A 25,354-nucleotide genomic window follows, 5' to 3' on the forward strand; every position below is an offset into this window, starting at 1 on the left:
CGAAGTTATTCCCGGAATTATCCCCATGACCTTGGTAATTTTCCCAGCTTATCATATTGTTTTTATAATCAAATTTTTGATTTCAACAGAATCGCTATCTGGCCGAAAAGTGTTGTTCTTCCTGGGGAAAAGTGTTGGGTAAAAAAGTAATCCACGGTTTTTCTCCTCCCAACAAAACCATCATCCTTTTTCTTTTCTATTTTTTTTATTAGGGAGGGTCAGGCCAAGTCGGAAACCGAAATGACGGATCTACTATTCACGCTGTACCCATGGGTGAAGTCCCTGCACATCATGGCCGTCATTTCGTGGATGGCCGGGCTGTTCTACCTGCCCAGACTATTCGTTTATCATGTAGAAAAGGCGCAGGCGGTCGACGGGGCGCAGGAAATCTTCCTGGAAATGGAGGAGAAGCTGCTGCGTGTGATCATGCGACCGGCGATGATTGCGGCGTGGGTCTGCGGTCTGATCATGGTGTTCACGCCGGGTATCGTCGGGTGGGACTGGAGCTGGCCCTGGGTGAAGGGCGCGGCCGTGATCGGGATGACATGGTTCCATCACTGGCTTATGGCCCGTCGCAAGGATTTCCTGGAAGGCCGAAACACGCTCACAGGGCGCCAGTATCGCATGATGAACGAGGTTCCCACCATTTTGATGGTTGCCATCGTTCTGGCGGTCGTTCTGAAGTTCTGAGGGCCTATTTGACTCTGGCTTAATGGATGCGTATGTAACGCATAACACGCCCGTCCGGGCGGCGTATCTTCCATACTGAAATTCCACTTCGTGCCGCGCTGTACGCGGTGAAGGTATATATCATGACAACTGATGCCCTGAATCTGGCCGACCTGAAGGCCAAAAGCCCTAAAGACCTTCTGGCGATGGCCGAAGAGCTGGAGATTGAAAACGCCTCGACCATGCGAAAAGGCGAGATGATGTTCCAGATCCTGCGCGAACGCGCGGATGAGGGCTGGACTGTCGGCGGCGACGGTGTGCTTGAGGTTCTTCAGGACGGATTTGGCTTTCTGCGCTCGCCCGAAGCGAACTATCTGCCGGGTCCGGATGACATCTATGTCTCGCCCGACATGATCCGCCAGCATTCGTTGCGGACCGGAGACACGGTTGAGGGCGACATCAAAGCCCCGGATGAAAACGAACGCTATTTTGCGCTGACCAAAGTCACGAAGATCAATTTTGAAGAGCCTGAGAAGGCCAAACACAAGATTCTCTTCGACAACCTGACGCCATTGTATCCTGATGAACGCCTGAAGATGGAGATCGAGGATCCCACCATCAAGGACAAGTCAGCCCGTGTGATCGACTTGGTTTCGCCAATTGGTAAGGGTCAGCGTTCTCTGATCGTGGCGCCGCCGCGGACCGGTAAAACCGTGATCCTGCAAAACATCGCGCATTCGATCGAACAGAACCACCCAGAGTGCTACCTGATCGTTCTGCTGATCGACGAACGCCCGGAGGAGGTGACCGACATGCAGCGTTCGGTGAAGGGTGAGGTTGTGTCCTCGACCTTCGACGAACCGGCGACGCGCCACGTGGCCGTGTCGGAAATGGTCATCGAAAAAGCCAAGCGTTTGGTCGAACATAAACGAGATGTTGTTATTCTTCTCGATTCGATCACAAGACTTGGTAGGGCGTTTAACACCGTGGTTCCATCTTCGGGTAAAGTTCTGACCGGTGGTGTGGACGCAAATGCTTTGCAACGACCAAAGCGGTTCTTTGGTGCGGCACGGAACATCGAAGAGGGCGGATCGCTGACCATCATTGCCACCGCCCTGATCGACACCGGCAGCCGGATGGACGAGGTGATTTTCGAAGAATTCAAGGGCACCGGTAACTCGGAAATCGTTCTGGATCGCAAGATTGCAGACAAACGTGTGTTCCCGGCGATCGATATCCTCAAGTCCGGTACCCGGAAAGAGGACCTGCTGGTCGACAAGGGCGATCTGGCCAAGACTTTCGTTCTGCGCCGGATTCTCAACCCGATGGGAACCACCGACGCAATCGAGTTCCTGTTGTCCAAGCTGAAACAGACCAAGACCAATTCCGAGTTCTTCGACTCGATGAATACCTGATACGGTCTTGTAACCGACGCGAGGCCTTCGAATGGATACGATATTCGCCTTGGCCAGCGCACAAGGCAAAGCTGGTGTTGCGGTCATCCGCTTGTCCGGCCCACAGGCGCATTCGGCCGCAGATGAAATTACCGGTGGCGATCTGCCGCCGCGCGGAATGTGCGTGCGCAGTTTTCGGGCTCGGGACGGGTCGAAACTGGATGACGGTCTGGTCCTGACTTTTGAGGCTCCGGCCAGCTTCACAGGCGAAGATGTGGCTGAGTTTCAAATTCATGGCAGTACTGCCTCGATCAACGCTGTGCTTCGGACCCTGTCGGAATTCGAAGATCTTCGACTGGCAGAGCCGGGTGAGTTCACGCGCCGAGCCTTGGAGAACGGCAAGATGGACCTGGCGCAGGTCGAGGGGCTGGCCGATCTGATCGATGCGGAAACCGAGGCGCAGCGTGTTCAGGCGCAAACGATCCTCGCTGGTGCCTTGGGTGAGCTGGCGGAACGATGGCGCCGTGATCTGATCCGGGCGGCGTCTTTGCTGGAAGCCGTGATCGATTTTGCGGATGAGGACGTTCCGACGGATGTAACGCCGGAAGTCCGTGAACTGATCGCGGGCGTTGTGGCTGATCTTGAGCGAGAGGCCGCGGGTGTGAAGATTGCGGAACGCATTCGCACCGGCTTCGAGGTTGCAATTGTCGGGCTGCCAAACGCGGGGAAATCCACGCTTTTGAATGCATTGGCCGGGCGTGAAGCTGCCATTACGTCTGAATATGCAGGGACAACGCGCGATGTCATTGAAGTTCGCATGGACCTTGCTGGACTACCCGTAACACTGCTGGATACGGCCGGGTTACGACAGACAGACGATCATGTCGAAAATCTGGGAATCGAGCTTGCCAGAAAGCGCGCCATGTCGGCCGATTTGAGGGTCTTTCTGACGGAATCGCTGGACGGGCTGGGCATTCCTGCTCAGGACGGTGACATCCAGGTCCTTCCAAAGTCCGACTTGAGAGACAGGTCAGTCGGTGGAATTTCCGGTAAAACCGGGCAGGGCATCGATCAGCTTATTTCAGATATATCGCAGAAGCTGAGCACGCGAACCACTAGATCTGGTATAGCGACGCGGGAACGCCACAGAGTAGCAATGCAAAAGGCATTGCAGGCGCTTGGCGCGGCGCAGAATATTCTGGAATCGGGCCCGGACATGTATGATATCGCGGCGGAAGAGCTGAGAACAGCAATCCGGGCGCTTGAATCTCTGGTAGGCAGAATAGACGTGGAAACACTTCTGGATGAAATATTCGCAAGTTTCTGCCTTGGAAAATGAGGAGTGTTTCACGTGAAACATTCGAAGTTTGATGTTGTTGTCATCGGTGCTGGCCATGCCGGGGCAGAGGCCGCACATGCCGCCGCCCGTATGGGTGCGACTACGGCTTTGGTGACATTGTCCGAAAAGGACGCCGGTGTGATGTCCTGTAATCCGGCGATTGGCGGCCTGGGCAAAGGGCACCTTGTTCGCGAGATCGATGCACTGGACGGCGTCATGGGGCGGGTCGCGGACGAGGCAGGAATTCAGTTTCGCTTGTTGAACCGTCGAAAGGGCCCGGCCGTTCAAGGACCGCGGGCACAAGCGGACCGGGCATTATACCGATCAGCAATGCAAAAGAGGACATCAGAGCAATCCAACCTGACAATTGTCACCGGCGAAGTTGTGGATTTCTTGATGTCCGGTGACGCTGTAACAGGTGTGGCGCTAAGCGATGGATCAGAAATTCCTGCGTCAGCGGTCATCCTGACATCAGGGACGTTTTTGCGTGGCGTGATCCACATTGGCGATGTCTCACATTCCGGGGGTCGAATGGGTGACCGCCCATCGGTAAAGCTGGCCGAACGTCTGGATGCGTTTGATCTTCCTATTGGCCGCTTGAAGACAGGCACGCCACCAAGACTGGATGGCCGGTCGATTGATTGGGATGTTCTTGAAAGGCAGGAGGGTGACGAAGTACCCACGTTATTTTCCTTTTTGTCCAAGACTGTAAGCGCCCCTCAGATCGCGTGCGGTATTACACACACAAATGCAAGAACACATGAGATCATCGAAAAAAACCTGGCGCGATCAGCCATGTACGGCGGTCATATTGACGGAATAGGCCCAAGATACTGCCCGTCGATCGAAGATAAGATCGTACGCTTTGCCGACAAAGAATCTCATCAGATCTTCCTGGAGCCAGAAGGGGTTAGTGACCACACCGTGTACCCTAATGGGATCTCGACGTCGTTGCCGCAGGACGTTCAGATTGAGTATGTTCAGTCCATCAAGGGGCTTGAAAACGCCAAGATTCTGCAGCCGGGATATGCCATTGAATACGACTATGTAGATCCTCGTAGTCTGACTTCTTCGCTCTCTCTTTCTGATGTCCCGGGGTTATATCTTGCGGGTCAGATCAATGGCACCACTGGATATGAGGAAGCCGCGGCACAAGGTCTTGTTGCTGGCTTGAATGCCGCTCTGGCTGCGCAGGGGCGGGAACCGGTCCATTTTACTAGGGCCGACAGCTATATCGGCGTGATGATCGACGATCTGACCACCCGCGGTGTTGCAGAACCCTATCGTATGTTTACATCCAGGGCCGAGTTTCGGCTTTCCCTAAGGGCTGACAATGCCGATCAGCGGTTGACCCCCATTGGCATACAGCTGGGATGTGTCGGTGACCGCCGACATCAGGTGTTTCGTGAAAAGATGGACAGGCTGAGTGCAGTAAAATCCAGGCTGACATCGCAAAACTACACGCCAAAAGAAATCCGTTCCGCCGGGATTTCTGTAAATCAGGACGGTAACCGCAGAGATGGAATGGCCATCCTTGCGTTTCCTGACGTGTCTTTTGAAGACCTTGTGCCCTTGATTCCGGAATTGTACGAAACCGATGACGAAACCCGACGCCAAATAGAACGCGATGCGCTTTACGCCAATTACATCGAACGCCAACAACGGGATGTGGAAGCGATGAAAAGGGATGAGGCTCATGCGATTCCAGCGAACTTCGATTATTTTGCGCTGGATGGCCTTTCGACGGAAATGAAGCAGAAATTGTCCAGCGCCAAACCGGCCAATATAGCTCAGGCCAGTCGAGTAGAAGGCGTTACTCCGGCCGCGCTGACACTGGTTTTGGCCCGGTTGCGACGCGATCAGAAAGTTCGCAAGGCATGAAATCGGAAAATGGCCCGGATTCTGTCGATCTGAATGTTTCACGTGAAACATTCGAGCGCCTGGAGCTGTATGCCGAACTGGTGAAGCGGTGGAACCCCAAAATCAATTTGGTGTCACGCAACAGTTTGCAGGAATTGTGGACGCGGCACATACAGGATTCGATCCAGGTTTACCGGTGTGCTGGTCCAGCGGCCCATTGGGTCGATCTGGGCAGTGGGGGCGGCTTTCCGGGGCTGGTTTGCGCCATTATCGCAATCGAGGAAGCGCCGGAAACGAAATTTACCCTTGTTGAAAGCGATCAGCGTAAATCCGCGTTCCTGAGGAACGTGGTTCGCGAGTGCAAGGGGAATTGTGCTGTTGTTTCACGGCGTATTGAAGCGATAGATCCTTTGAACGCCGACATATTATCGGCGCGCGCGCTGGCGGATTTGAAAACACTATTCTCCTTTTGCGACAGACATTTAAGCAATTCCGGAACAGCATTGTTGCCGAAAGGCGAAAGCTGGGAAAAAGAGATGGCGGACGCGCGCGAAGAATGGCAATTTCAAGCGGAAGCAATTACAAGCATAACCGAGCCCCAGGCCGTCATTCTGAAGATCAAAGGAGTCACACGTGGTTGATCTGTCTCGTCCTTCAGGTCCCCGGATAATCGCGGTTGCCAATCAGAAAGGCGGAGTTGGAAAGACAACAACAGCAATCAACCTGGCAGCCGGGCTAGCAGAAGCAGGATGCAAAGTTCTGGTGGTCGATCTGGACCCGCAGGGCAACGCATCTACCGGGTTGGGGATCGATGATCGCGATTGGACAACTTACGACTTGCTTCTCGATGATGCCCCTCTGGAAGCGGTGGTACAGGACACCGAAATCGAGAACCTTATGGTCGTCCCGGCGACGGTTGATCTGAGTTCGGCAGATATTGAACTGATTTCAAACGAGAAACGCAGTTATCTTTTGCATGATGCGTTGCGCCAGACTGCAATCGACGCCTTTGGTCTGGACTTTGTGCTGATCGACTGCCCGCCGTCGCTGAACTTGCTGACCGTCAACGCGATGGTTGCTGCGCATTCCGTTCTGGTGCCGTTGCAAAGTGAGTTCTTTGCGTTGGAAGGGCTTTCACAACTGATGCTGACCATTCGCGAGGTCCGTCAGACGGCGAATCCGGACCTGAGAATCGAAGGTGTTGTGTTGACCATGTATGACAACCGCAACAACTTGTCCCGTCAGGTTGAAAAAGACGCGCGTGACAATCTGGGTGAGATGGTATTTAAAACCAAGATACCCAGAAATGTGCGGGTCAGTGAGGCTCCGTCCTATTCCTTACCCGTTTTGCAGTACGATTCTGGGTCGCTGGGTGCGATGGCTTATCGGCATTTGGCACGCGAAGTCATGTACAAGAATAACAAAGTAGCCGTCTAAGCGGCCGTCAGGAGGGCGAAGTGAACGCCAAAAAAGGCAAACCCAGAGGATTGGGGCGGGGATTGTCCGCATTGATGGCGGATGTAACGACTGAAGTGGATGGCTTGGCGCCGACCGAGCCGCGCCGACCCGATCTGAAAGTTCCGATTGAAAAACTGCGGGCGAACCCGGACCAGCCGCGCCGCACATTTTCGCAAGAGCAGTTGGATGAACTTGCCGCGTCGATCAAGGAAAAAGGTATTATCCAGCCTTTGATTGTCCGCAGTGTCGACGGCGGCCAATATGAAATCGTTGCGGGCGAGCGCCGCTGGCGCGCGGCACAGATGGCGCAACTGCATGACATCCCGGTTATCGTTCGGGATTTCGATGATACCGAGGTCCTCGAAGTCGCCATTATCGAGAATATTCAGCGCGCTGATCTGAATGCAGTAGAAGAGGCGGCTGGCTATAAGCAGCTAATGGACCGATTTGGTCACACCCAGGAAAAGATGGCCGAAGCCTTGGGTAAAAGCCGCAGTCATATCGCCAACCTGTTGCGCCTGCTGTCTTTGCCGATGGACGTGCAAGCTTTGGTGATCGAAGGTAAACTGTCCGCCGGACATGCGCGTGCGCTTATTACAGCCGAGGATCCGTCCGCACTGGCGAAAAAGGTCGTGCGCGACGCCCTTTCGGTTCGCGCAACAGAGAATTTGGTCAAGAAGCAACAGCAATCGAATTCAGACCAGCCTGCACCGCGGTCGAGAAACCTGAATGCCGGAAAGGATGCGGACACGCGCGCGCTGGAAAAGGACCTGTCCGCAATTTTGGCGATGAAAGTGGCTATTAATCATAAGGCCGGCAGCGAGACGGGACAGGTCGTGCTGACATATGAAAATCTTGATCAACTGGATGACTTGTGCGCCAAGCTCAGCCGTTAGGGCGGGTCCAGATAAAAATCATTACCGCGCTCAAAACGAATGCCTGAATAATCAGAACATGCGTAGGAGCGGAAAACAGTACCGACAAACCAAAGACGGCGGCAACGGACAGCGTTGCCGCCTTTTTTGCAGCAGGTCGAATAGCGCCGGAACTCTGCCAGTCCAATATCAAGGGGCCGAAAGCAGGGTGCGTGATCAGCCAGTTGTGCAGCCGAGATGAGGACCGCGCGAAAAAAAACGCGGCCAGCAACAGAAATGGAACTGTCGGCAGCAGGGGCAGAGCAATCCCGACCGCAGCAAGCGCTACGCAGACCAACCCCAATCCGGCCCAGAGATAATGCATCATCTACTCCAACAGTTCCCGGATCACTGCGTTCAGCACGGCGCGGCCGTTTGCCGTAGCCATCAATCGCCCGTTTTGGCATTGAATCATGCCCAATTCAGTCAGATGCTTCAGTTTGGGCTGGGGTAGTGTGCGACCGGAAAGCCTGGTAAATCTGTCAATATCTAGTCCCTCTGTGATCCGCAAACCCATCATAAGGTATTCGTTTGCCTGATCATCTGTGGGCAATGACGCCCGCGCTTTTTCACCGTTTCCCTGCGAAACCGCATCCAGCCAACGCTGTGGATTAAGGTGGGTTTCCGTTGCATATTTGTGCCCGTCCAGCGTGATCCGACCATGAGCACCGGGACCAATTCCAAGATAGTCCCCATACCGCCAATAGATCAGATTGTGTTGCGACTCCGCGCCGGGTAGCGCGTGATTGGAAATCTCGTAGGCGGGCAAGCCGTGTGCTTCGCAAATTTCCTGGGTCGCCAGGTACATATCCGCCGCGTTGTCATCTTCCGGTAAGCCTCGCAGCTTACCGACCGCATAGCGATCACCAAACGCGGTGCCTTCTTCGATGGTCAGTTGGTAAAGGGATAGGTGATCGATCGCCATTGAAAGTGCATCACCTAACTCAGCCTGCCACGCATCCAGTGGTTGATGTTGCCGGGCATAAATCAGATCAAAACTGACACGGTCGAAGCAGTTTCGCGCGATGTCAAAGGCCGAGCGGGCCTCTGCCACAGTGTGTATACGGCCCAGACGGCGTAAGTCTTCGTCATTCAGCGCCTGAACGCCCATCGAGATGCGGTTGACCCCCGCGTCGCGATAGGCGGCGAACCGTCCGGCTTCGACCGAACCGGGGTTCGCTTCGAGCGTGATTTCCATGTCATTGGCCGGTCGCCAATGGGTGCGGGCCTGGGCAATGATCGCGTCAACGGTTTCGGGGGCCATCAAAGAAGGCGTGCCGCCGCCAAAGAATATCGTGTTCAGAACGCGGCCGCGTGTTTCTGCTGCGGACCGCTCCAGTTCACTCAGATACGAGTTAAGCCATTGTTTTTGATTAATAGTTTTTGACACATGGCTGTTAAAGTCGCAATAAGGGCATTTGGCCTCGCAAAAGGGCCAATGCACGTACAGGCCAAAGCCCCCGTTGCGCCAATCATCCGCCAAAGCAGCCCTTCACGAACATCTCAACCGCGCGGCCGCGATGGCTGATCTTGTTCTTTTCCCAGCGATCCATCTCGGCATAAGTAATGTCATAGCCGTCAGGGACAAACATCGGATCATAACCAAAGCCACCCTCACCGCGAATGGGCCAGATCAGATGACCGGGGGCGATGCCTTCGAATACTTCGTCGTGACCATCAGGCCAGGCCAGCACCAGCGTACTGCGGAACTGAGCGGTGCGCGGATGGGTTGCGCTTTTTGCCTCGAGTTCGTTATGGGCGCGGGTCATGGCCATCAGGAAATCCCGGCCATTGCCCGTTTCGGCCCAATCGGCCGTGTATACGCCTGGCGCTCCGTCCAGCGCGTCGATGGTGATTCCGGAATCGTCCGACAGGGCGGGTAGGCCAGTGGCCTTGGCTGCGGCATGCGCTTTGATACGTGCATTGCCGACGAAGGTGTCCTCGGTTTCCTCCGGTTCGGGAAGATCCATTTCACCTGCGCCAACTACTGTCACGCCATAAGGTTCGAGGAGATGCTCCATCTCCTCGAGCTTGCCCTTGTTATGCGTGGCCACCAGTAACTTGTCGCCCTCGAACTTGCGGGTCATGCGGTGGCGGCCTTTTGCGCGGCGGCCAGTTCGGCCACGCCTTTTTCCGCCAAATCCATCAATTGATCCATTTGGCTGCGGCTGAAGACCGAGCCTTCCGCCGACATCTGCACTTCGATCAGTTTTCCGGAACCGGTCATGATGAAGTTGCCGTCAACGCCGGCTTCGCTGTCTTCCGGGTAATCCAGATCCAGCACAGGCTGACCCGCATAGATTCCACAAGAAACCGCAGCAACAGGGTCTAATAAGGGATCCGAGATCACGTCGCCCGCTTTCATCAGTTTGTTGACCGCCAGACGCAACGCGACCCAGCCGCCGGTGATCGAGGCGCAGCGGGTGCCGCCATCGGCCTGGATCACATCGCAGTCCACGGTGATCTGACGCTCTCCCAATGCGACCCGATCGACACCGGCGCGCAAGGCGCGGCCGATCAGGCGCTGAATTTCCACGGTGCGACCGCCTTGCTTGCCAGAGGCCGCCTCGCGACGCATTCGCGTGTTGGTCGCGCGCGGCAGCATCCCGTATTCGGCGGTGACCCAGCCCAGCCCGGATCCCTTGATGAAAGGCGGCACGCGATCCTCGATCGTGGCGGTGCACAGCACATGGGTGTCGCCCATTTTGATCAGGCAGGAACCTTCGGCGTGTTTGGTGAACTCCGTTTCGATTGAAACGTCGCGCATTTCGCTTAAATCTCGTCCAGAGGGTCGCATGGAAAATCCTTTGTTTGCTGGCTTGGGGATAACGCTGCCTGCTGTCGTGATGCAACCCCGATTGACCTTTCACATGCCTGCTATTTAATGACGGACCAGCAGGGGAACGCCGATGAGCGAAGCGAAGAAAATTCTGGACGAGATGAATGACCGGTCGCGGGAAGTGTTCCGGCTGATCGTCGAGAGCTATCTGGATAGCGGCGAACCGGTCGGAAGCCGCACCCTGACGCGCACCCTGTCGGAAAAAGTCAGCGCCGCAACTGTGCGAAATGTGATGCAGGATCTGGAGTTTCTCGGCCTTCTCGACAGCCCGCATGTCAGCGCAGGTCGTGTGCCAACGCAGATGGGTCTGCGGATGTTTGTCGACGGTTTGCTCGAAGTCGGCGATCTAGGTGAGGATGACAGGCAGAAACTTGACGAAACACTAGGCTCTAACGCTGGTGATGTTGGCGAAATGCTTGATCGCGTCGGATCGGCGTTGTCTCATGTGACGCACGGCGCCTCATTGGTTTTGACACCCAAGCACGAATCCGAAATCAAACATATCGAGTTCGTTTCGCTTGGCCACGACCGCGCATTGGTGGTTCTGGTCTTTGCAGATGGGCATGTTGAAAACCGCCTGTTCACACCGCCGCCGGGGCAGACGCCCAGTTCGATGCGCGAGGCTGCAAACTTCCTGAACGCGTTGATCGAAGGGCGGACTTTGAGTGAAGTACACCGCCAGATGCAAACTCAGATCGCCGCGCGCAAGCAGGAGATCGATAATTTGGCGCGCGAGATGGTGGATAGCGGGATCGCTGCCTGGGACGGCGGCGAATCCGACTCGGCCCGGCTGATCGTGCGGGGGAGGGCGAATCTGTTGGGCGAAACCGGTCAGGAGGAAGAGCTTGATCGGATTCGTACACTATTTGACGATCTGGAACGCAAGCGGGACATCGCAGAATTCCTCGAATTGACCGAAGAAGGCGAGGGTGTGCGAATTTTTATCGGCTCCGAGAACAAACTTTTCTCACTTTCGGGTTCCTCTTTGGTGGTGTCTCCATATATGAACGCTGATCGAAAGATAATCGGTGCGGTCGGGGTCATCGGGCCCACGCGTCTGAATTATGGACGGATCGTGCCAATCGTGGATTATACGGCGCAACTGGTCGGCAAGCTGATATCCGATCGGAGCTAGAGGGTAAGAGATGGCAGAGCCCAAGAACGAAGATTTTCTGGACGACATTGCAACCGCCGAGGCGGAAGAGCTGGCAGAGGAACTGGCAGAGATCAGCGAAGAAGCGCTTGAGATCGACGCACTGCGCGCTGAGCGGGATGATTACAAAGACAAGTTCATGCGTGCGCTGGCGGATGCCGAAAACGCGCGCAAGCGCGGCGACAAGGCCCGCCGCGATGCTGAACAGTATGGCGGATCGAAACTGGCCCGCGACATGCTGCCGGTTTATGACAATATGAAACGCGCGCTTGAAGCTGCAACCGACGAGCAGAAAGAGGTTGCCGCTGGTCTGATTGAAGGTATCGAGCTGACGATGCGCGCGTTGAAAGACGTGTTTCAAAAACACGGGATCGAAGTGATCACGCCCGAGGTCGGCGATCGGTTCGACCCGAATATTCACGAAGCGATGTTCGAAGCGCCAGTGCCTGGCACCCGTGCGGGCGACATCATTCAAGTTTCGGCAGAAGGGTTCATGTTGCATGACCGTCTGCTGCGTCCCGCGCAGGTTGGCGTGTCGTCGACACCAGCGAGTTGAAACGCGCCTGAGGGCGCGTGCCTTCGGCGAGAGTATTTTTAAAAAGATGAAGGGGCGGTCAGGTTTTGGCCGCCTCTTTCAATTTGTAGATCAGGTCGAGGGCTTCGCGCGGTGTGAGTTCGTCGGGTAAGATTTCGGCCAGCATTTCTGTCACCGGTGAGGCTTTGGGTGCTGGCGGCGGCGGGGGTGGCGCGGCTGAGAAAAGGGGCAGATCGTCGATCAGGGCTTTTTGCTTGCCACCTTCACGTTCGGTTTTTTCCAGCTGATCCAACACAATACGGGCGCGCTCGACCACCGAGGCAGGCAACCCCGCCAATTGGGCGACCTGAACACCGTAAGATCGGTCGGCGGCGCCCTTGTGAACCTCGTGCAGGAAGATGACCTCACCTTCCCATTCCTTGACTGCGACCGTGGCGTTTTCGACGCCCTCCAGATTACCGGCAAGGGCGGTGAGTTCGTGATAGTGCGTGGCGAACAGGGCGCGGCATTGGTTGGTGGCGTGCAAATGTTCGAGAGTGGCCCAGGCGATGGACAAGCCGTCATAAGTTGCGGTGCCGCGCCCGATTTCGTCGAGGATGACGAGAGCGCGATCATCTGCCTGGTTCAGAATGGCTGCGGTTTCGACCATTTCGACCATAAAGGTCGAGCGCCCGCGGGCCAGATCATCCGACGCTCCGACGCGGCTGAACAACTGGCTGACCAAACCGACGCGTGCATTTTCCGCCGGGACATAGCTTCCCATCTGGGCCAGAAGGGCGATCAGAGCATTCTGCCGAAGGAAGGTCGATTTACCGGCCATGTTGGGGCCGGTCAGTAACCAGATGGCGGCACCCTGATCCGCGCTCAGATCGCAGTCATTGGCGATGAAGGCATCGCCGCTCTGCTGGCGCAGCGCCTGTTCCACGACCGGATGGCGCCCGCCCTGAACGTCAAAGGCGCGCGAGGCATCGACTTGGGGGCGGCACCAGTTCTCTCCACGCGCGAGATCGGCCAGCGCGGTGGTCAGGTCGAGTTCGGCCAGCCCTCGGGCAGCTTGGTTGAGGCGGGCAGCGAGGGTCAAAATCTCGCTTGATAGCCTTTGATAGAGCCGCTTTTCAATCTCAAGCGCCAGATTGCCCGCATTCAGGATGCGGGTTTCGATCTCGGAGAGTTCCACGGTGGTGAACCGCACCTGATTCGCCGTGGTCTGGCGGTGGATATATGTTTCGCTGAATGGTGGGTTCAACATTTTTTCGGCGTGGGTGGCTGTTGTTTCGATGAAGTAGCCCAGCACGTTGTTGTGTTTGATCTTCAGCGAGGCGATACCGGTGTGTTCCGCGTATTTCCTCTGGAACCCGGCGATGACCGAGCGGCCTTCGTCGCGCAGAGTACGAGCTTCATCCAGCTTCGCGTCAAAACCGGGCGCTATGAACCCGCCGTCACGCGCCAGCAGGGGTGGTTCGGCAATCAGAGCCTCGTCGAGAAGGCGCAAAAGGTCGTCGAAACCGACAAGGTTCTGAACAGCAGTTGCCAGTACGACAGGCAGATCCTGTTCCGCGCAAATCTCGGCAATAGCAGCGGCTTGCGTCAGACCATTGCGGATCGCTGCCAGATCGCGTGGGCCACCGCGGTCCAGCGACAGACGAGACAGGGCCCTGTCGAGATCGGGGATTTTGCGCAGGGCTTCGCGTAGGTCCGAGGCGGTCAGGCTGTCTTCGGCAGCGAATGAGACGGCATCAAGACGTGCATGGATCACGTCCAGATTGCGGGACGGGCTGGAGAGCCGCTGTTCAAGCAGCCGCGCCCCGCCGGGTGTGACGGTGCGGTCGACCACCGACAACAGCGATCCGGCCCGTCCGCCGGACAAAGACCGGGTCAGTTCCAGATTGCGGCGGGTGGCGGCGTCGATCTGGACGACGCGGTCCTCGGATTCCTTCAGCGGGGTTTGCAGCAGGGGCAGCTTGCCCTTCTGCGTGATCTCAAGGTAATCGATCAACGCGCCCATGGCAGAAGTTTCGGCGCGCCCGAAACTCCCAAATGCATCCAACGCGCTCACGTGAAACAGACCGCAGATGCGTTTTTCCGCCGCAGTGCTGTCGAAGCTCGCGCGCCCGATCGGAGTGAGCGAGATGCCCAGATCAACAACCTGTTCCTGCAATTTCTGCTCAACGCCATCGGCGACGATAAGTTCCGACGGGGCCAATCGTGCCAGTTCAGGACTGAGCCGGACCGGCGTCAAAGGCATCACGTGAAACGCCCCGGTCGAGATATCGGCCCATGCCAACGCGGCCTCATCCCGCACCTCGGCATAGGCGGCCAGAAAGTTGTGGCGGCGCGCTTCCAACAGCGCGTCTTCGGTCAGCGTTCCGGGCGTCACCAGACGCACGACATCGCGCCTTACCACCGATTTAGAGCCTCTTTTCTTCGCCTCAGCCGGGCTTTCCATCTGTTCGCACACGGCGACGCGAAAGCCTTTTCGGATCAGCGTCAGCAGGTAGCCTTCAGCCGAATGAACCGGTACGCCGCACATCGGAATGTCTGACCCATTGTGCTTTCCGCGTTTGGTCAGGGCGATGTCCAGCGCCTCGGCGGCGTTGACGGCGTCTTCGAAGAACATCTCGTAAAAGTCACCCATGCGATAAAACAGAAGGGCGTCTGCATGGGCCTCTTTGATTTCGAGATATTGCGCCATCATCGGCGTGACTGTGGACAAGAGCGGCCCCCTTTTGGCGTATTCCGGGCGCGACCTTACAAATCCACCATCTGCTGCGAAAGGTGAAAAGTATTCTCGTTGAGGCGCGCGTCTGCCTGCGCTATGAGGCATCAGCCCCGAAGTCATGGAAACGACGTTTAAAATGCCCAAAGCGAAGATCACCAAAGAAGAGGCACTGGCCTTTCACCTCGACCCCACCCCCGGCAAGTGGGAGGTGCAGGCCACCGTTCCCATGACCACGCAGCGGGATCTGTCGCTGGCCTACAGCCCCGGTGTCGCTGTTCCATGTGAAGCCATCGCCGAAGCGCCCGAGACTGCCTATGACTATACCAACAAGGGCAATCTGGTGGCTGTGATCTCGAACGGGACCGCTGTGCTTGGTCTCGGCAACCTGGGTGCGCTGGGCTCGAAACCGGTGATGGAGGGCAAATCTGTTCTGTTTAAGCGGTTCGCCGATGTAAACTCGATCGATATCGAACTGGACACCGAAGATCCGGATGAGTTCTGCCGCGCTGTGCGCCTGATGGGGCCGACATTTGGCGGCATCAACCTGGAAGACATCAAGGCGCCTGAGTGTTTCATCATCGAACAGCGCCTGAAGGAAGAGATGGATATTCCGGTCTTCCACGATGACCAGCATGGCACGGCGGTGATCTGCGCGGCGGGTCTGATCAATGCGCTGCATATCTCAGGCAAGAAGATCGAAGATGTGAAGATCGTCCTGAACGGTGCAGGTGCTGCCGGGATCGCCTGTATCGAGCTGCTGAAAGCCATGGGCGCGAAGCATGAGAACTGTATCGTCTGTGACACGAAAGGCGTGATTTATCAGGGCCGGACAGAAGGCATGAACCAGTGGAAGTCGGCCCATGCGATCTCGACCAAGCTGCGCACGCTGGACGAGGCCATGAAGGACGCCGACGTGTTCCTGGGTGTTTCGGTCAAGGGTGCGGTCACGCAGGAAATGGTTGCCAGTATGGCCGACAATCCGGTGATTTTTGCGATGGCGAACCCCGACCCTGAGATCACTCCGGAAGAGGCACATGAGGTCCGCGTCGATGCCATCGTCGCCACGGGCCGCAGCGATTATCCCAATCAGGTCAATAACGTACTCGGCTTCCCCTACCTGTTCCGGGGCGCGCTGGATATCCATGCGCGCGCCATCAATGATGAGATGAAGATTGCCTGCGCCCATGCGCTGGCCCGTCTGGCGCGCGAGGATGTGCCGGATGAGGTCGCCATGGCCTATGGAAAGTCGCTGACCTTTGGTCGTGATTACATCATCCCGACCCCGTTCGATCCTCGCCTGATCCACCGCATTCCCCCCGCCGTGGCCAAGGCCGGCATGGACACGGGTGCGGCACGGCGTCCGATCATCGACATGGACGCCTACGAGCTGAGCCTGAAATCGCGCATGGACCCGACCGCCAGCATCCTGCGCGGCCTGAACGCCCGGGCCCGTGCAGCGCAAAGCCGGATGATCTTTGCCGAGGGCGACGATCCCCGCGTCTTGCGCGCAGCCGTGATGTATCAACGCTCGGGCTTTGGTAAAGCGCTGGTGGTAGGCCGTCCGGATGATGTGAAACAGAAGCTGGAAATAGCCGGTTTGGGCGACGCCGTACGCGAACTGGAAGTGGTGAACGCTGCCAACACAACGCATCTCGATATCTACAAGAGCTTTCTTTACGAGCGATTGCAGCGCAAGGGTTTCGACAGCAAGGATATCCACCGACTGGCCGCCCGCGACCGGCACGTTTTTTCCTCTCTGATGCTGGCGCATGGGCATGGCGACGGCCTTGTGACGGGCGCAACGCGCAAATCGGCACATGTACTGGATCGGATCAACCATGTCTTCGACGCAGATGCCGCCCATGGTGCGGCCGGAGTGACCGCCCTGCTGCACAAGGGACGGATCGTTCTGATCGGCGATACACTGGTGCATGAGTGGCCGGACGAAAACGATCTGGCCAATATCGCCGAACGCTCGGCCGCTGTGGCGCGTCACATGGGGCTTGAACCCCGTGTTGCTTTCGTCAGCTTTTCAACCTTCGGCTATCCGGTGTCGGAACGAGCCGAGAAGATGCACCGTGCGCCTGCCGTTCTGGATCAGCGCGGCGTCGACTTTGAATACGAAGGCGAGATGACCGTGGATGTGGCCCTGAATGTGGAACAGCAGGCGGTCTATCCATTCCAGCGTCTGACCGGACCGGCAAATATTCTGATCGTGCCGGCGCGGCACTCGGCGTCTATTTCGACCAAACTTATGCAGGAGATGGGCGGAGCGACCGTGATCGGCCCGATCCTGTCCGGCGTCGACAAGCCGATTCAAATCTGTTCGACCGTGTCGACAGCCAACGACATTCTGAACATGGCCATTCTGGCCTCCTGCGATATCGGGTAAGTCATGACGATCTGGAACCTTGGCTCGATCAACGCGGACATGATCTATGATGTGCCGCACCTGCCCGGGCCGGGGGAAACTCTGTCGGCCAATCGTCTGGACCGGTTTCTGGGCGGCAAGGGCGCAAATATGTCGGTTGCGGCGTCCCGGGCCGGGGCGCGGGTTGCGCATATCGGGGCCGTTGGTTCGGATGGGCGTTGGGCAAAAGATCGCCTTACCGAATACGGTGTCGACACAAGATACATTGCCGAGGCAAGCGTACCTACGGGTCACGCCATCATTGCCGTGGATGCGCAGGGCGAAAACAACATCATCCTGTTTCAGGGATCGAACCATGCCATCGATAGGGATCAGGTGGGACAGGCCCTTGCTGCGGCAGTTGTGGGCGACTTGTTGGTGATGCAGAACGAAACCAACCTGCAGGTTGAAACGGCAAGGATGGGGCGCGAACAAGGACTAACCGTTTGCTACGCGGCCGCTCCGTTTCAGGCCGAGTCCGTTCAGGCCGTTCTGCCTTACCTGGATTTCCTGATCCTGAATCAGATCGAGGCCGACCAATTGCGCCAAGCTACAGGCCTCGCGCCTTCGGACCTGCCGGTCGAGCATGTCATTGTGACTTTGGGCTCTGACGGCGCGCGTTACTATCGGCAAGGCTGCGCACCGGTTGATTTTGCGGCCCATGACGTTCAGCCGGTGGACACGACCGGTGCAGGCGACACGTTTACGGGGTATGTGTTGGCGGGAATGGACCGCAATATGCCAATGGCGCAGGCGATTGCACAGGCAAACCGCGCCGCGGCCTTGATGGTCACGCGGCACGGTACGGCCGACGTTATCCCTGATCTGAAAGAAGTACGCGAAGCGCAGCTCGGTTAGGAACTGGCAAAAGGCGCGTCGCTGCCCCAAAGCTGTTTCACCCGCGCATCCCTGCCGCAGGCTTTGCGATACGCTTTGTATGCGTTGTTCTGCCGTTTGGGGCCAAACCGCGTGAACACCAGTTTGTTCCCCTTGTAGTAATCCTGGTGATACGCCTCGGCCGGATAAAATGTCGATTGGTCAAGAATCGGAGTTACGATCGTTTGCCCCAAAGCCCGCTGCGCGTCATCTTTGACCGATTGCGCAAGCGCCTTTTCCCCTGTGTTAGAGACAAAAATGGCCGTGCGATAGCTGTTTCCGCGATCGCAGAACTGGCCACCGGCATCTGTTGGGTCGACCGAGCGGAAAAACATGCTCAGCAGCGTCTCGCGGGACACGCGCGACGGGTCAAAGGTAATCTGAACGGCCTCATAATGGCCTGTACCGCCTTTGGTGACCTGATCGTAGGTGGGGTTGGCCGTCGTTCCTCCGGTATAACCGGATACCGCGCTGATCACACCGGGGACGGACTCGAAATCGGATTCGACGCACCAGAAACAGCCTCCGGCAACCGTCAGCGTTTCCGTCCCAGCTGCCGGGGCAGGCATGGCACGCAGCAACGCGACCAGAGCGATCAGGGCAAACAGAAGGATAGGTTTAAGGCAGTTGAGGGTAACGGTCCGGATCATGGCAAGTCTCCTTCCGAGACGAGGCTGCCTTGTCTTTGCCCTCGTGGCAATCCGCTGACATGGTTTGTCACAGGCTGGTGAAGCGAGTTTATCGGAGCTCAGCCCAATAATTGGCCCAGCTTCATCGCCACACCCATATTGCCCGTTATCTTGAGTTTACCCAGTGCCACGCCGGTCATCGGGTTCAGCCTTCCGGTCAGCAACTTGGTCAAGTTTTCCTGGGATATCCGGATGGTGCAGTCGGTCTCCTGATCCTGAGTCGAGGCCCGATTTTCGGACAGAACGATAACACCATCGTCGCCGCAATCGAATTTCAGTGACCCGTCAAAAGTCTTGCCGTCCAGACCTTTCTGGATCCCATCAGCGATGTCCTGAAGCATTAGATTTCCTTTCGCAATTTCCGATTGCGTAAAGGTCGGAGCCGGCATCAGGCAAGGGTGACCTGACGGGAACCTGCGGCTAGGCCCCCCGCAAGAATTGCAAGGTCAGGTCACACGGCTTACCGCCATAAAAGGCTTCAAGAACAGCCTGAAACTCGGCTGGCGCATCAGGAACTGAAGAAAACAGCGTCATGGACGACCGCAGTTTCCTTGCGTCGATTCCACCCAGAATGTCGCTTGCGTCACGCCCCTTGTGCAAAAGCATCAACCGGGAGGTTTCGATCAATCGGCGGCGCAGTTCAGGATGGGCGAGATAGGTCGCTGCCTCGTCCAGATCCTCGATCCCGTATAGCTGTGCCATATGGGACCGGCCGAGTTCGGCCAGTTGCGGAAACACGAACCACATCCAGTGGCTGGATTTCTGCCCTTGTTCCAGTTCGCGCAGCACATCGGCCCAAACCGTGTCCTGCGCTTCGATGAACATATCGAGCTCGTTGTCGATATCGTCGTCTTCGGTCACTTGGACAGACGCTTGTCGCGCGCGGCCAGAAGCTTCAGACGCAGCGCGTTCAGTTGGATGAAACCTGCGGCGTCTTTCTGATCATAAGCACCGGCGTCTTCCTCGAAGGTCACATGAGCCTCGGAATAGAGCGAATGATCGGACCAGCGGCCAACGGTCGAGGCCAGACCTTTGTACAGTTTCACGCGGACGGTACCGGTGACATGTTCCTGCGACTTGTCGATAGCCGCCTGCAGCATCTCACGCTCGGGCGAGTACCAGAAGCCGTTATAGATCAGCTCCGCATATTGCGGCATCAGCTGGTCCTTCAGGTGCATCGCACCACGGTCCATGGTTATGGATTCGATCCCGCGATGCGCCTCCAGCAGGACGGTACCGCCGGGGGTTTCGTAGATGCCGCGTGACTTCATACCGACGAAGCGACCCTCGACCAGGTCCAAACGACCGATTCCGTGCTTGCCGCCGTACTCGTTCAGCCTGGTCAAGATCGTGGCCGGGCTCATCGTCTCGCCATTGATGCTGACCGGGTCGCCTTTTTCGAAACCGATCTCGATGAATTCCGGTTCATTCGGCGCGTCCTCGGGGTGGACGGTGCGCTGGTAGACGTAATCGGGCGCCATGTCGGCGGGATCTTCCAGAACCTTACCTTCCGACGAGGTATGCAGCAGGTTGGCGTCGACCGAGAAGGGCGCCTCGCCACGTTTGTCCTTGGCAATCGGAATCTGGTTGGCTTCGGCAAATTCCAACAGCTTGGTGCGGCTGGTCAGGTCCCACTCACGCCAAGGGGCAATCACCTTGATGTCGGGGTTCAGCGCGTAAGCCGCCAGCTCGAACCGCACCTGATCGTTGCCCTTGCCGGTCGCGCCATGGGCGACAGCATCGGCACCGGTCGCCTCGGCAATCTCGACCAGACGTTTCGAGATCAGTGGCCGCGCGATCGAGGTGCCCAGCAGATAGAGCCCTTCATAAACCGCATTGGCGCGGAACATCGGGAAGACGAAGTCGCGGACGAATTCCTCGCGGATATCTTCGATATAAATGTTTTCCGGCTTGATCCCCAGCAGCTCGGCCTTTTTGCGGGCGGGTTCCAGTTCCTCGCCCTGACCCAGATCGGCGGTGAAGGTGACGACCTCACAGCCATACTCGGTCTGCAACCATTTCAGGATGATCGAGGTATCAAGGCCACCGGAATAGGCCAGAACAACTTTCTTGGGCGCGGACATCTGACTTCCCTTTATGCGTAGATCGCTTGGCCCCTAGCCGGTTTTGGACGCGGGGGCAAGTTGGCAGCATTGACGCAGAGTGGGAATTGGGGTGAAACGGGAGAATAGAGAACAAGGATTGGTTGAAGGGGCGGTTTTGATGTTGGGGTTAGAGATTTTTTGCATTCGGTGAAGATGGTTCTTAGGAACCTGACGCAGGCATTACAGATTTCTGTTGTACCAGCGCTGATTGGTGGCTTGTTAGCCATCGGTCTGATTTATCTGTTTGGTATCCCTTTCGAAGAGTTCAACAGTGAAACAACAGGCTTTCCTGAAGGGGTGACAGCAGGATCTTTCGCTGGGTTTCTATTATGTCTTGTAGCGGTTGTTTTTGGGGTCATGCTTTGGATTGTCGTGTCGTGGCACCGTTTTGTCCTGCTTGAAGAATACCCCACGGGCGTTGTTCCACCCTTCCGGTTCGACCGAGTTCTCGCCTATTTCGGGCGTCTCCTGATGCTCTTTCTGATAGCTCTCATAATCATGTTACCTGCGATGCTAATAATGGGTGCGATGGCGCAGGCCTCGGCGGCGTTGGGAATTCTGGTCTGGTTGGCCTTGGTCATCTTTCTTACCATCGGATTTTATCGGGCCTCTCCGATATTGCCCGGCGCAGCCATCGGAAAGCCGATAACACTATCTGAGGCGTGGCAGGCAACCTCGGGCGCAAGCGGAGCCATTTTGCTTCTGGTCATTTTGTCCGTCCTCTTCCAACTCTTGCTTCAGCTCTTGGCCTCCTTGCTTCTGTTCATCCCCATCATCGGCGTCCTGATTGTGCTGTTTGCGACGATGCTGATCGTTCCATTGATCAATGTCAGTATCCTGACGACAATCTATGGCGTCTTCATCGAAAAACGCGAGCTGTCCTGAACCCGTACACATATGTATTCCTTGCCCTTTCGCCGGTGATGCGGCAGTGAAACGGTCATGACTGACTTCATGACCCGCGCCCGCACCGCCGAACAGGCGATGCGCACTGTCTTTCCGCCCACACCTCTGCAGCGGAATGCCCATCTGTCCGACCGGTTTGGCGCCGATATCTGGCTTAAGCGCGAAGACCTCAGCCCGGTGCGGTCTTACAAGATTCGCGGTGCGTTCAACGCCATGCGCAAGCAGCAGGGTCAGGATCTGTTTGTCTGCGCCAGCGCCGGCAACCATGCGCAGGGCGTGGCCTTCATGTGCAAACACCTGAACGTCCGGGGTGTGATATTCATGCCGGTGACGACGCCACAGCAGAAAATCCAGAAGACCCGCATTTTCGGCGGCGACAATATCGAAGTTCACCTGACCGGCGATTATTTCGACGACACGCTTTCCGCGGCGCAGGTCTGGTGCGCCGAGCAGGGCGGGCATTTTCTGTCCCCGTTTGACGATGAAGACGTGATCGAGGGGCAGGCTTCGCTGGCTGTCGAGATCGAGGCGCAGCTGGGCGGGGTGCCGGATCACGTGCTTCTGCCGGTGGGTGGCGGCGGCATGTCCTCGGGCGTGGCGACGTGGTTCGGGGATCGTACCCATTGCCTGTTCGTCGAGCCCAAGGGCGGGGCGTGTCTGCATGCGGCCATGGCGGCAGGGCACCCGGTGGCGCTGGACCATGTCGACAATTTCGTCGACGGCGCGGCGGTTGGGAGAATTGGCGCAAAGCCGTATGAATTGCTGAAATCCCGCCACCTGTCGGATGTCCTGGTTCTGTCCGAGGATCGCATCTGCACGACGATGATCGAGATGCTGAACGTCGAAGGCATCGTTCTGGAACCCGCGGGCGCGCTGGCGATCGAAGCGCTGGCCGATATTCAGAGTTTTATCCGCGGTAAGACCGTGGTCTGCGTCACCTCTGGCGGCAATTTCGATTTCGAACGCCTGCCAGAAGTCAAAGAACGGGCGCAGCGCTATTCGGGCGTCAAGAAATACTTCATCCTGCGCCTGCCGCAGCGACCCGGAGCGTTGAAGGAGTTTCTGGGCATTCTCGGCCCCGAAGATGATATCGCGCGGTTCGAATACATGAAGAAATCCGCGCGCAACTTCGGGTCTGTCCTGATCGGGATCGAAACCCGCAAGCCCGAGAACTTCATGCGCCTGTTTGCCCATCTGGACGAGGCCGGTTTTACCTATACTGACATAACCGAAGACGAGACGTTGGCGCAGTTCGTGATCTAACCAAGGTTTTCGGGCAATCCGGCCTCGAATACTTGCCTGGACTGATCGAACACGGATAAAATTTCACGCAAGTCGACCTCCATCCTTTCACCGGCGGCCGCGCGGCGCTCGCCGTCTTGGCAAAGTTTCGAGAAGTGGTCGAACCCCAGGCTAAGCGCGCTGCCTTTCAGGAAATGCAGGTTCTGTTCGATCTGTGACCGGGTGGTGTCCTGATTCAGGCGGGCGATAACCTCCTGCACTTCATCCAGGAAAATCTGAACCACCTCATCAAATTCCTCAGCACCGACTTCGTCGCGCAATTGTTTGACTCTGGGCCAGTGAATCATCGCTACCCCCTGCATCCATCCGTATATCGAATTGGTAGGATAGACCGGTAAAGAGTGCGTTAAGGGCCTTTCGGCTGCGGTGCCAATTGGTCTTTCACCGGATATTAAGTGTCGTGCGGTTAGCTTCGAAGCGTTTAGGCCGCGCAAGGATTCCAGGGTGTCAGTAACCAGTCAAACCGAGGCCAGGGTCGATCTGGACTTTGGTGCGATCCAAAATGTGCTGATTGTGGACGACAGCCGCTTGCAAAGGCGTATTCTGGCGGCTTCGCTCAAAAAATGGGGCTTTGAGGTAACCGAGGCCGACAATGCCGAGGACGCGATTTCGTTGTGTCGGGACACTCCGCCCGATCTGGTTCTCAGCGATTGGGTGATGCCGGGGATGAGCGGGCTGGAGTTCTGCCGGGCCTTTCGTGCGCTGGGCAATGACCAGTACAGCTATTTCATTCTGTTGACCTCAAAAAGCGAAAAGCAGGAAGTGGCACGAGGGCTGGACGCGGGGGCGGACGACTTTCTGATCAAGCCACTTGAGGCGGATGAACTTCGGGCGCGGATTTCGGCCGGTGCACGTATTCTGGATATGCAACGTGAGCTGTCCGAGAAAAATCGCATGATCGAATTGGCGCTGGATGAGCTGAAGCTGGCCCATGACGCCATCGACAAGGATTTGATGCAGGCACGAAAAATTCAGGAATCTCTGGTGCCCGAGTTGACCGGCACCTTTGGCATGTCTCGGGTCAGCCTGCTTTTGAAACCTTGCGGCCACATCGGCGGCGACCTGGTTGGGATGTTTTCACCGGGCGTCAATCGATTGGGATTCTACAGCATCGACGTCTCCGGCCACGGTATTACCTCGGCGATGATGACAGCGCGGCTGGGCGGGTACCTGTCCAGCACGCATTTTGATCAGAACATCGCGATGGAGCGGCGGTTCAACAAATTCTACGCGCTGTTGCCGCCCGAGGAAGTTGCGGCGCTGCTGAACTCCCGGCTCATGGCAGATGCCGGGATCGAAGAGTATTTCACGATGGTCTATGCCATCATCGATCTGCGCAACGGGCATCTCAAGATGGTGCAGGCAGGTCACCCCCATCCGCTTCTACTGCGACGGGACGGCAGCGCAGAGTTTCTGGGCGAGGGTGGTCTGCCGATCGGGCTATTGCCCGACGCCCAATTTCACAGAACGGAAACCTATATGCAGCCAGGCGACAAACTGCTGCTCTATTCGGACGGGTTTACCGAGTGTCCGCTCGAAGATGGCAGCTTCCTGGACGAAGGCGGTTTTTTGCAAATGGCGACGGATTGCGTGGCGGACCGGACCGGGCCCGAGTTTCTGGACGACATGTTCTGGCGGCTGACGCAGGTCATGGCGCCTGACAGCGGCATGGAAGATGACGTTTCAGCCGTGTTCTTCGAATACAACGGGTCGTGACAATCGCGGTTTACACCCCCAGCAAATGAAGACCGGTAAAATGTCGGTCCCCTTCGTTGCCCAACAGGTGCACCGCATCATCGATGTCTATCCAGCGCGCTTCGTGAAACGCTTCGGCCGGTGGTCCCATGCGGCGCACCGGCTGTGCACGATAGATTGTGCAGACTTTCTCGGCCCAAAGATCATATTCGGGCATGAAGGTGAATCGCCGAAAGGCACCGACGCGGCGGGGTCCAGCGATCAGCCAGCCGGTTTCCTCATAAACCTCGCGGTGCAGGGCGGTTATTGGGGATTCGCCGGGATCGATCCCACCGCCGGGCAGTTGCAGTTCCGGGTTTATGCCATCGTCGTACCATGTGACGAGCAACGAGCGCCCGCGGGGCAACAACACATAGACGCCGGGCCGCCGGATGTATTTACGTCCCGGCTCTGGGGTTTCACCAAACCGTCGGATCATGTATGGCCCCTTT

25 protein-coding genes are annotated in these 25,354 nt (G+C 57.0%); 14 read left to right on the forward strand and 11 right to left on the reverse strand.

All coding sequences use genetic code 11. The annotated features are described in order from the left end of the window. The first annotated feature begins 240 nt into the window (after nt 1–240). From AC2TEL_RS05070 to AC2TEL_RS05100, 7 genes are all read left to right on the forward strand, one after another. Complete coding sequence (locus tag AC2TEL_RS05070; RefSeq protein WP_480838624.1) at nt 241–690, forward strand: CopD family protein; 450 nt, start codon at nt 241–243, stop codon at nt 688–690. 122 nt (nt 691–812) lie between these two features. Next, complete coding sequence (gene rho / locus AC2TEL_RS05075; RefSeq protein ID WP_480838625.1) at nt 813–2,084, forward strand: transcription termination factor Rho; 1,272 nt, start codon at nt 813–815, stop codon at nt 2,082–2,084. Between the two features lie 31 nt (nt 2,085–2,115). After that, a complete protein-coding gene (gene mnmE, locus AC2TEL_RS05080; RefSeq protein ID WP_480902328.1) occupies nt 2,116–3,402 on the forward strand; it encodes a tRNA uridine-5-carboxymethylaminomethyl(34) synthesis GTPase MnmE in 1,287 nt (428 codons plus the stop codon). Nucleotides 3,403–3,414: 12 nt separating this feature from the next. Continuing rightward, a complete protein-coding gene (gene mnmG / locus AC2TEL_RS05085; RefSeq protein ID WP_480902330.1) occupies nt 3,415–5,283 on the forward strand; it encodes a tRNA uridine-5-carboxymethylaminomethyl(34) synthesis enzyme MnmG in 1,869 nt (622 codons plus the stop codon). Next, the gene (gene rsmG / locus AC2TEL_RS05090; protein WP_480902333.1) at nt 5,280–5,903 is read left to right on the forward strand and encodes a 16S rRNA (guanine(527)-N(7))-methyltransferase RsmG; all 624 of its coding nucleotides are present in this window, start codon (nt 5,280–5,282) and stop codon (nt 5,901–5,903) included. Before mnmG ends, rsmG begins: the two co-directional genes overlap by 4 nt. Beyond that, entirely contained in the window at nt 5,896–6,699 is an 804-nt protein-coding gene (locus AC2TEL_RS05095) for a ParA family protein (protein ID WP_480838633.1), read from the forward strand. Before rsmG ends, AC2TEL_RS05095 begins: the two co-directional genes overlap by 8 nt. Nucleotides 6,700–6,719: 20 nt before the next feature. Next, complete coding sequence (locus AC2TEL_RS05100) at nt 6,720–7,616, forward strand: ParB/RepB/Spo0J family partition protein (RefSeq protein WP_480902335.1); 897 nt, start codon at nt 6,720–6,722, stop codon at nt 7,614–7,616. On the opposite strand, the gene AC2TEL_RS05105 is transcribed toward AC2TEL_RS05100, so the two are convergent. The 4 genes from AC2TEL_RS05105 to rph are packed head-to-tail and all read right to left on the reverse strand — an operon-like array spanning nt 7,606 to nt 10,431. Further along, on the reverse strand, nt 7,606–7,959 hold the full coding sequence (locus AC2TEL_RS05105; RefSeq protein WP_480902337.1) for a YbaN family protein: 354 nt from the start codon (nt 7,957–7,959) through the stop codon (nt 7,606–7,608). The two genes, AC2TEL_RS05100 and AC2TEL_RS05105, sit on opposite strands and share 11 nt — an antisense overlap. A gap of 3 nt (nt 7,960–7,962) precedes the next feature. Beyond that, a complete protein-coding gene (hemW, locus tag AC2TEL_RS05110; protein ID WP_480902339.1) occupies nt 7,963–9,117 on the reverse strand; it encodes a radical SAM family heme chaperone HemW in 1,155 nt (384 codons plus the stop codon). Beyond that, nucleotides 9,107–9,721 carry an RdgB/HAM1 family non-canonical purine NTP pyrophosphatase gene (gene rdgB / locus AC2TEL_RS05115; RefSeq protein WP_480861984.1) on the reverse strand — a complete coding sequence of 205 codons (615 nt, stop codon included), beginning with the start codon at nt 9,719–9,721 and terminating at the stop codon, nt 9,107–9,109. The genes hemW and rdgB overlap by 11 nt, the downstream gene beginning before the upstream one ends. After that, nucleotides 9,718–10,431: a ribonuclease PH gene (gene rph, locus AC2TEL_RS05120; protein ID WP_480902341.1), complete on the reverse strand. Its 714-nt coding sequence runs from the start codon at nt 10,429–10,431 to the stop codon at nt 9,718–9,720. The genes rdgB and rph overlap by 4 nt, the downstream gene beginning before the upstream one ends. A gap of 112 nt (nt 10,432–10,543) precedes the next feature. Between rph and hrcA the strand changes: the two genes are divergently transcribed. After that, on the forward strand, nt 10,544–11,608 hold the full coding sequence (gene hrcA, locus AC2TEL_RS05125) for a heat-inducible transcriptional repressor HrcA (protein ID WP_480861986.1): 1,065 nt from the start codon (nt 10,544–10,546) through the stop codon (nt 11,606–11,608). A 10-nt stretch (nt 11,609–11,618) separates the two neighbouring features. Beyond that, nucleotides 11,619–12,182, forward strand: coding sequence for a nucleotide exchange factor GrpE (locus AC2TEL_RS05130; protein WP_480838647.1), 564 nt, complete (start codon nt 11,619–11,621; stop codon nt 12,180–12,182). Nucleotides 12,183–12,240: 58 nt separating this feature from the next. Here the strand turns inward: AC2TEL_RS05130 and mutS are convergent, their stop codons facing one another. Then, complete coding sequence (mutS, locus tag AC2TEL_RS05135) at nt 12,241–14,856, reverse strand: DNA mismatch repair protein MutS (RefSeq protein ID WP_480902505.1); 2,616 nt, start codon at nt 14,854–14,856, stop codon at nt 12,241–12,243. 160 nt (nt 14,857–15,016) lie between these two features. Between mutS and AC2TEL_RS05140 the strand changes: the two genes are divergently transcribed. After that, entirely contained in the window at nt 15,017–17,272 is a 2,256-nt protein-coding gene (locus tag AC2TEL_RS05140) for an NADP-dependent malic enzyme (protein ID WP_480838649.1), read from the forward strand. 3 nt (nt 17,273–17,275) lie between these two features. Then, the gene (locus tag AC2TEL_RS05145) at nt 17,276–18,148 is read left to right on the forward strand and encodes a ribokinase (RefSeq protein WP_480838651.1); all 873 of its coding nucleotides are present in this window, start codon (nt 17,276–17,278) and stop codon (nt 18,146–18,148) included. Here AC2TEL_RS05145 and msrA read toward each other — a convergent pair. From msrA to AC2TEL_RS05165, 4 genes are all read right to left on the reverse strand, one after another. Further along, nucleotides 18,145–18,816, reverse strand: a complete 672-nt coding sequence (gene msrA, locus AC2TEL_RS05150; RefSeq protein WP_480902343.1) for a peptide-methionine (S)-S-oxide reductase MsrA — start codon at nt 18,814–18,816, stop codon at nt 18,145–18,147. The two genes, AC2TEL_RS05145 and msrA, sit on opposite strands and share 4 nt — an antisense overlap. A 98-nt stretch (nt 18,817–18,914) precedes the next feature. Then, on the reverse strand, nt 18,915–19,196 hold the full coding sequence (locus AC2TEL_RS05155) for an SCP2 sterol-binding domain-containing protein (RefSeq protein WP_480902346.1): 282 nt from the start codon (nt 19,194–19,196) through the stop codon (nt 18,915–18,917). 79 nt (nt 19,197–19,275) lie between these two features. Next, complete coding sequence (locus AC2TEL_RS05160) at nt 19,276–19,680, reverse strand: DUF1810 domain-containing protein (RefSeq protein ID WP_480902507.1); 405 nt, start codon at nt 19,678–19,680, stop codon at nt 19,276–19,278. A gap of 32 nt (nt 19,681–19,712) precedes the next feature. Further along, entirely contained in the window at nt 19,713–20,939 is a 1,227-nt protein-coding gene (locus AC2TEL_RS05165; protein WP_480902348.1) for an argininosuccinate synthase, read from the reverse strand. 174 nt (nt 20,940–21,113) lie between these two features. On the opposite strand from AC2TEL_RS05165, the gene AC2TEL_RS05170 reads away from it, so the two are divergent. Continuing rightward, complete coding sequence (locus AC2TEL_RS05170; protein ID WP_480902509.1) at nt 21,114–21,845, forward strand: hypothetical protein; 732 nt, start codon at nt 21,114–21,116, stop codon at nt 21,843–21,845. A gap of 57 nt (nt 21,846–21,902) precedes the next feature. Next, nucleotides 21,903–23,129, forward strand: a complete 1,227-nt coding sequence (gene ilvA, locus AC2TEL_RS05175) for a threonine ammonia-lyase IlvA (protein ID WP_480902350.1) — start codon at nt 21,903–21,905, stop codon at nt 23,127–23,129. On the opposite strand, the gene AC2TEL_RS05180 is transcribed toward ilvA, so the two are convergent. After that, a complete protein-coding gene (locus AC2TEL_RS05180; protein WP_480838662.1) occupies nt 23,126–23,455 on the reverse strand; it encodes an Hpt domain-containing protein in 330 nt (109 codons plus the stop codon). The genes ilvA and AC2TEL_RS05180 overlap by 4 nt on opposite strands. A gap of 157 nt (nt 23,456–23,612) precedes the next feature. On the opposite strand from AC2TEL_RS05180, the gene AC2TEL_RS05185 reads away from it, so the two are divergent. Further along, complete coding sequence (locus tag AC2TEL_RS05185; protein ID WP_480902353.1) at nt 23,613–24,884, forward strand: PP2C family protein-serine/threonine phosphatase; 1,272 nt, start codon at nt 23,613–23,615, stop codon at nt 24,882–24,884. Between the two features lie 10 nt (nt 24,885–24,894). Here AC2TEL_RS05185 and AC2TEL_RS05190 read toward each other — a convergent pair whose 3' ends face one another. After that, on the reverse strand, nt 24,895–25,341 hold the full coding sequence (locus AC2TEL_RS05190; protein ID WP_480902356.1) for an NUDIX domain-containing protein: 447 nt from the start codon (nt 25,339–25,341) through the stop codon (nt 24,895–24,897). Nucleotides 25,342–25,354 lie beyond the last annotated feature (13 nt).

This window comes from Ruegeria sp. HKCCD9138, from assembly GCF_057220975.1.

Bases quoted from the DNA above. Each gene is read 5' to 3' on its own strand.
- mnmE (WP_480902328.1), top strand. From the start codon at position 2,116: ATGGATACGATATTCGCCTTGGCCAGCGCACAAGGCAAAGCTGGTGTT.
- AC2TEL_RS05180 (WP_480838662.1), bottom strand. From the start codon at position 23,455: ATGATTCACTGGCCCAGAGTCAAACAATTGCGCGACGAAGTCGGTGCT.
- AC2TEL_RS05170 (WP_480902509.1), top strand. From the start codon at position 21,114: ATGGTTCTTAGGAACCTGACGCAGGCATTACAGATTTCTGTTGTACCA.
- AC2TEL_RS05190 (WP_480902356.1), bottom strand. From the start codon at position 25,341: ATGATCCGACGGTTTGGTGAAACCCCAGAGCCGGGACGTAAATACATC.
- rph (WP_480902341.1), bottom strand. From the start codon at position 10,431: ATGCGACCCTCTGGACGAGATTTAAGCGAAATGCGCGACGTTTCAATC.
- AC2TEL_RS05070 (WP_480838624.1), top strand. From the start codon at position 241: ATGACGGATCTACTATTCACGCTGTACCCATGGGTGAAGTCCCTGCAC.
- hrcA (WP_480861986.1), top strand. From the start codon at position 10,544: ATGAGCGAAGCGAAGAAAATTCTGGACGAGATGAATGACCGGTCGCGG.
- AC2TEL_RS05105 (WP_480902337.1), bottom strand. From the start codon at position 7,959: ATGCATTATCTCTGGGCCGGATTGGGGTTGGTCTGCGTAGCGCTTGCT.
- rdgB (WP_480861984.1), bottom strand. From the start codon at position 9,721: ATGACCCGCAAGTTCGAGGGCGACAAGTTACTGGTGGCCACGCATAAC.
- AC2TEL_RS05140 (WP_480838649.1), top strand. From the start codon at position 15,017: ATGCCCAAAGCGAAGATCACCAAAGAAGAGGCACTGGCCTTTCACCTC.
- mutS (WP_480902505.1), bottom strand. From the start codon at position 14,856: ATGATGGCGCAATATCTCGAAATCAAAGAGGCCCATGCAGACGCCCTT.
- ilvA (WP_480902350.1), top strand. From the start codon at position 21,903: ATGACTGACTTCATGACCCGCGCCCGCACCGCCGAACAGGCGATGCGC.
- AC2TEL_RS05165 (WP_480902348.1), bottom strand. From the start codon at position 20,939: ATGTCCGCGCCCAAGAAAGTTGTTCTGGCCTATTCCGGTGGCCTTGAT.
- AC2TEL_RS05130 (WP_480838647.1), top strand. From the start codon at position 11,619: ATGGCAGAGCCCAAGAACGAAGATTTTCTGGACGACATTGCAACCGCC.
- AC2TEL_RS05160 (WP_480902507.1), bottom strand. From the start codon at position 19,680: ATGTTCATCGAAGCGCAGGACACGGTTTGGGCCGATGTGCTGCGCGAA.
- AC2TEL_RS05145 (WP_480838651.1), top strand. From the start codon at position 17,276: ATGACGATCTGGAACCTTGGCTCGATCAACGCGGACATGATCTATGAT.
- rsmG (WP_480902333.1), top strand. From the start codon at position 5,280: ATGAAATCGGAAAATGGCCCGGATTCTGTCGATCTGAATGTTTCACGT.
- msrA (WP_480902343.1), bottom strand. From the start codon at position 18,816: ATGATCCGGACCGTTACCCTCAACTGCCTTAAACCTATCCTTCTGTTT.
- rho (WP_480838625.1), top strand. From the start codon at position 813: ATGACAACTGATGCCCTGAATCTGGCCGACCTGAAGGCCAAAAGCCCT.
- AC2TEL_RS05155 (WP_480902346.1), bottom strand. From the start codon at position 19,196: ATGCTTCAGGACATCGCTGATGGGATCCAGAAAGGTCTGGACGGCAAG.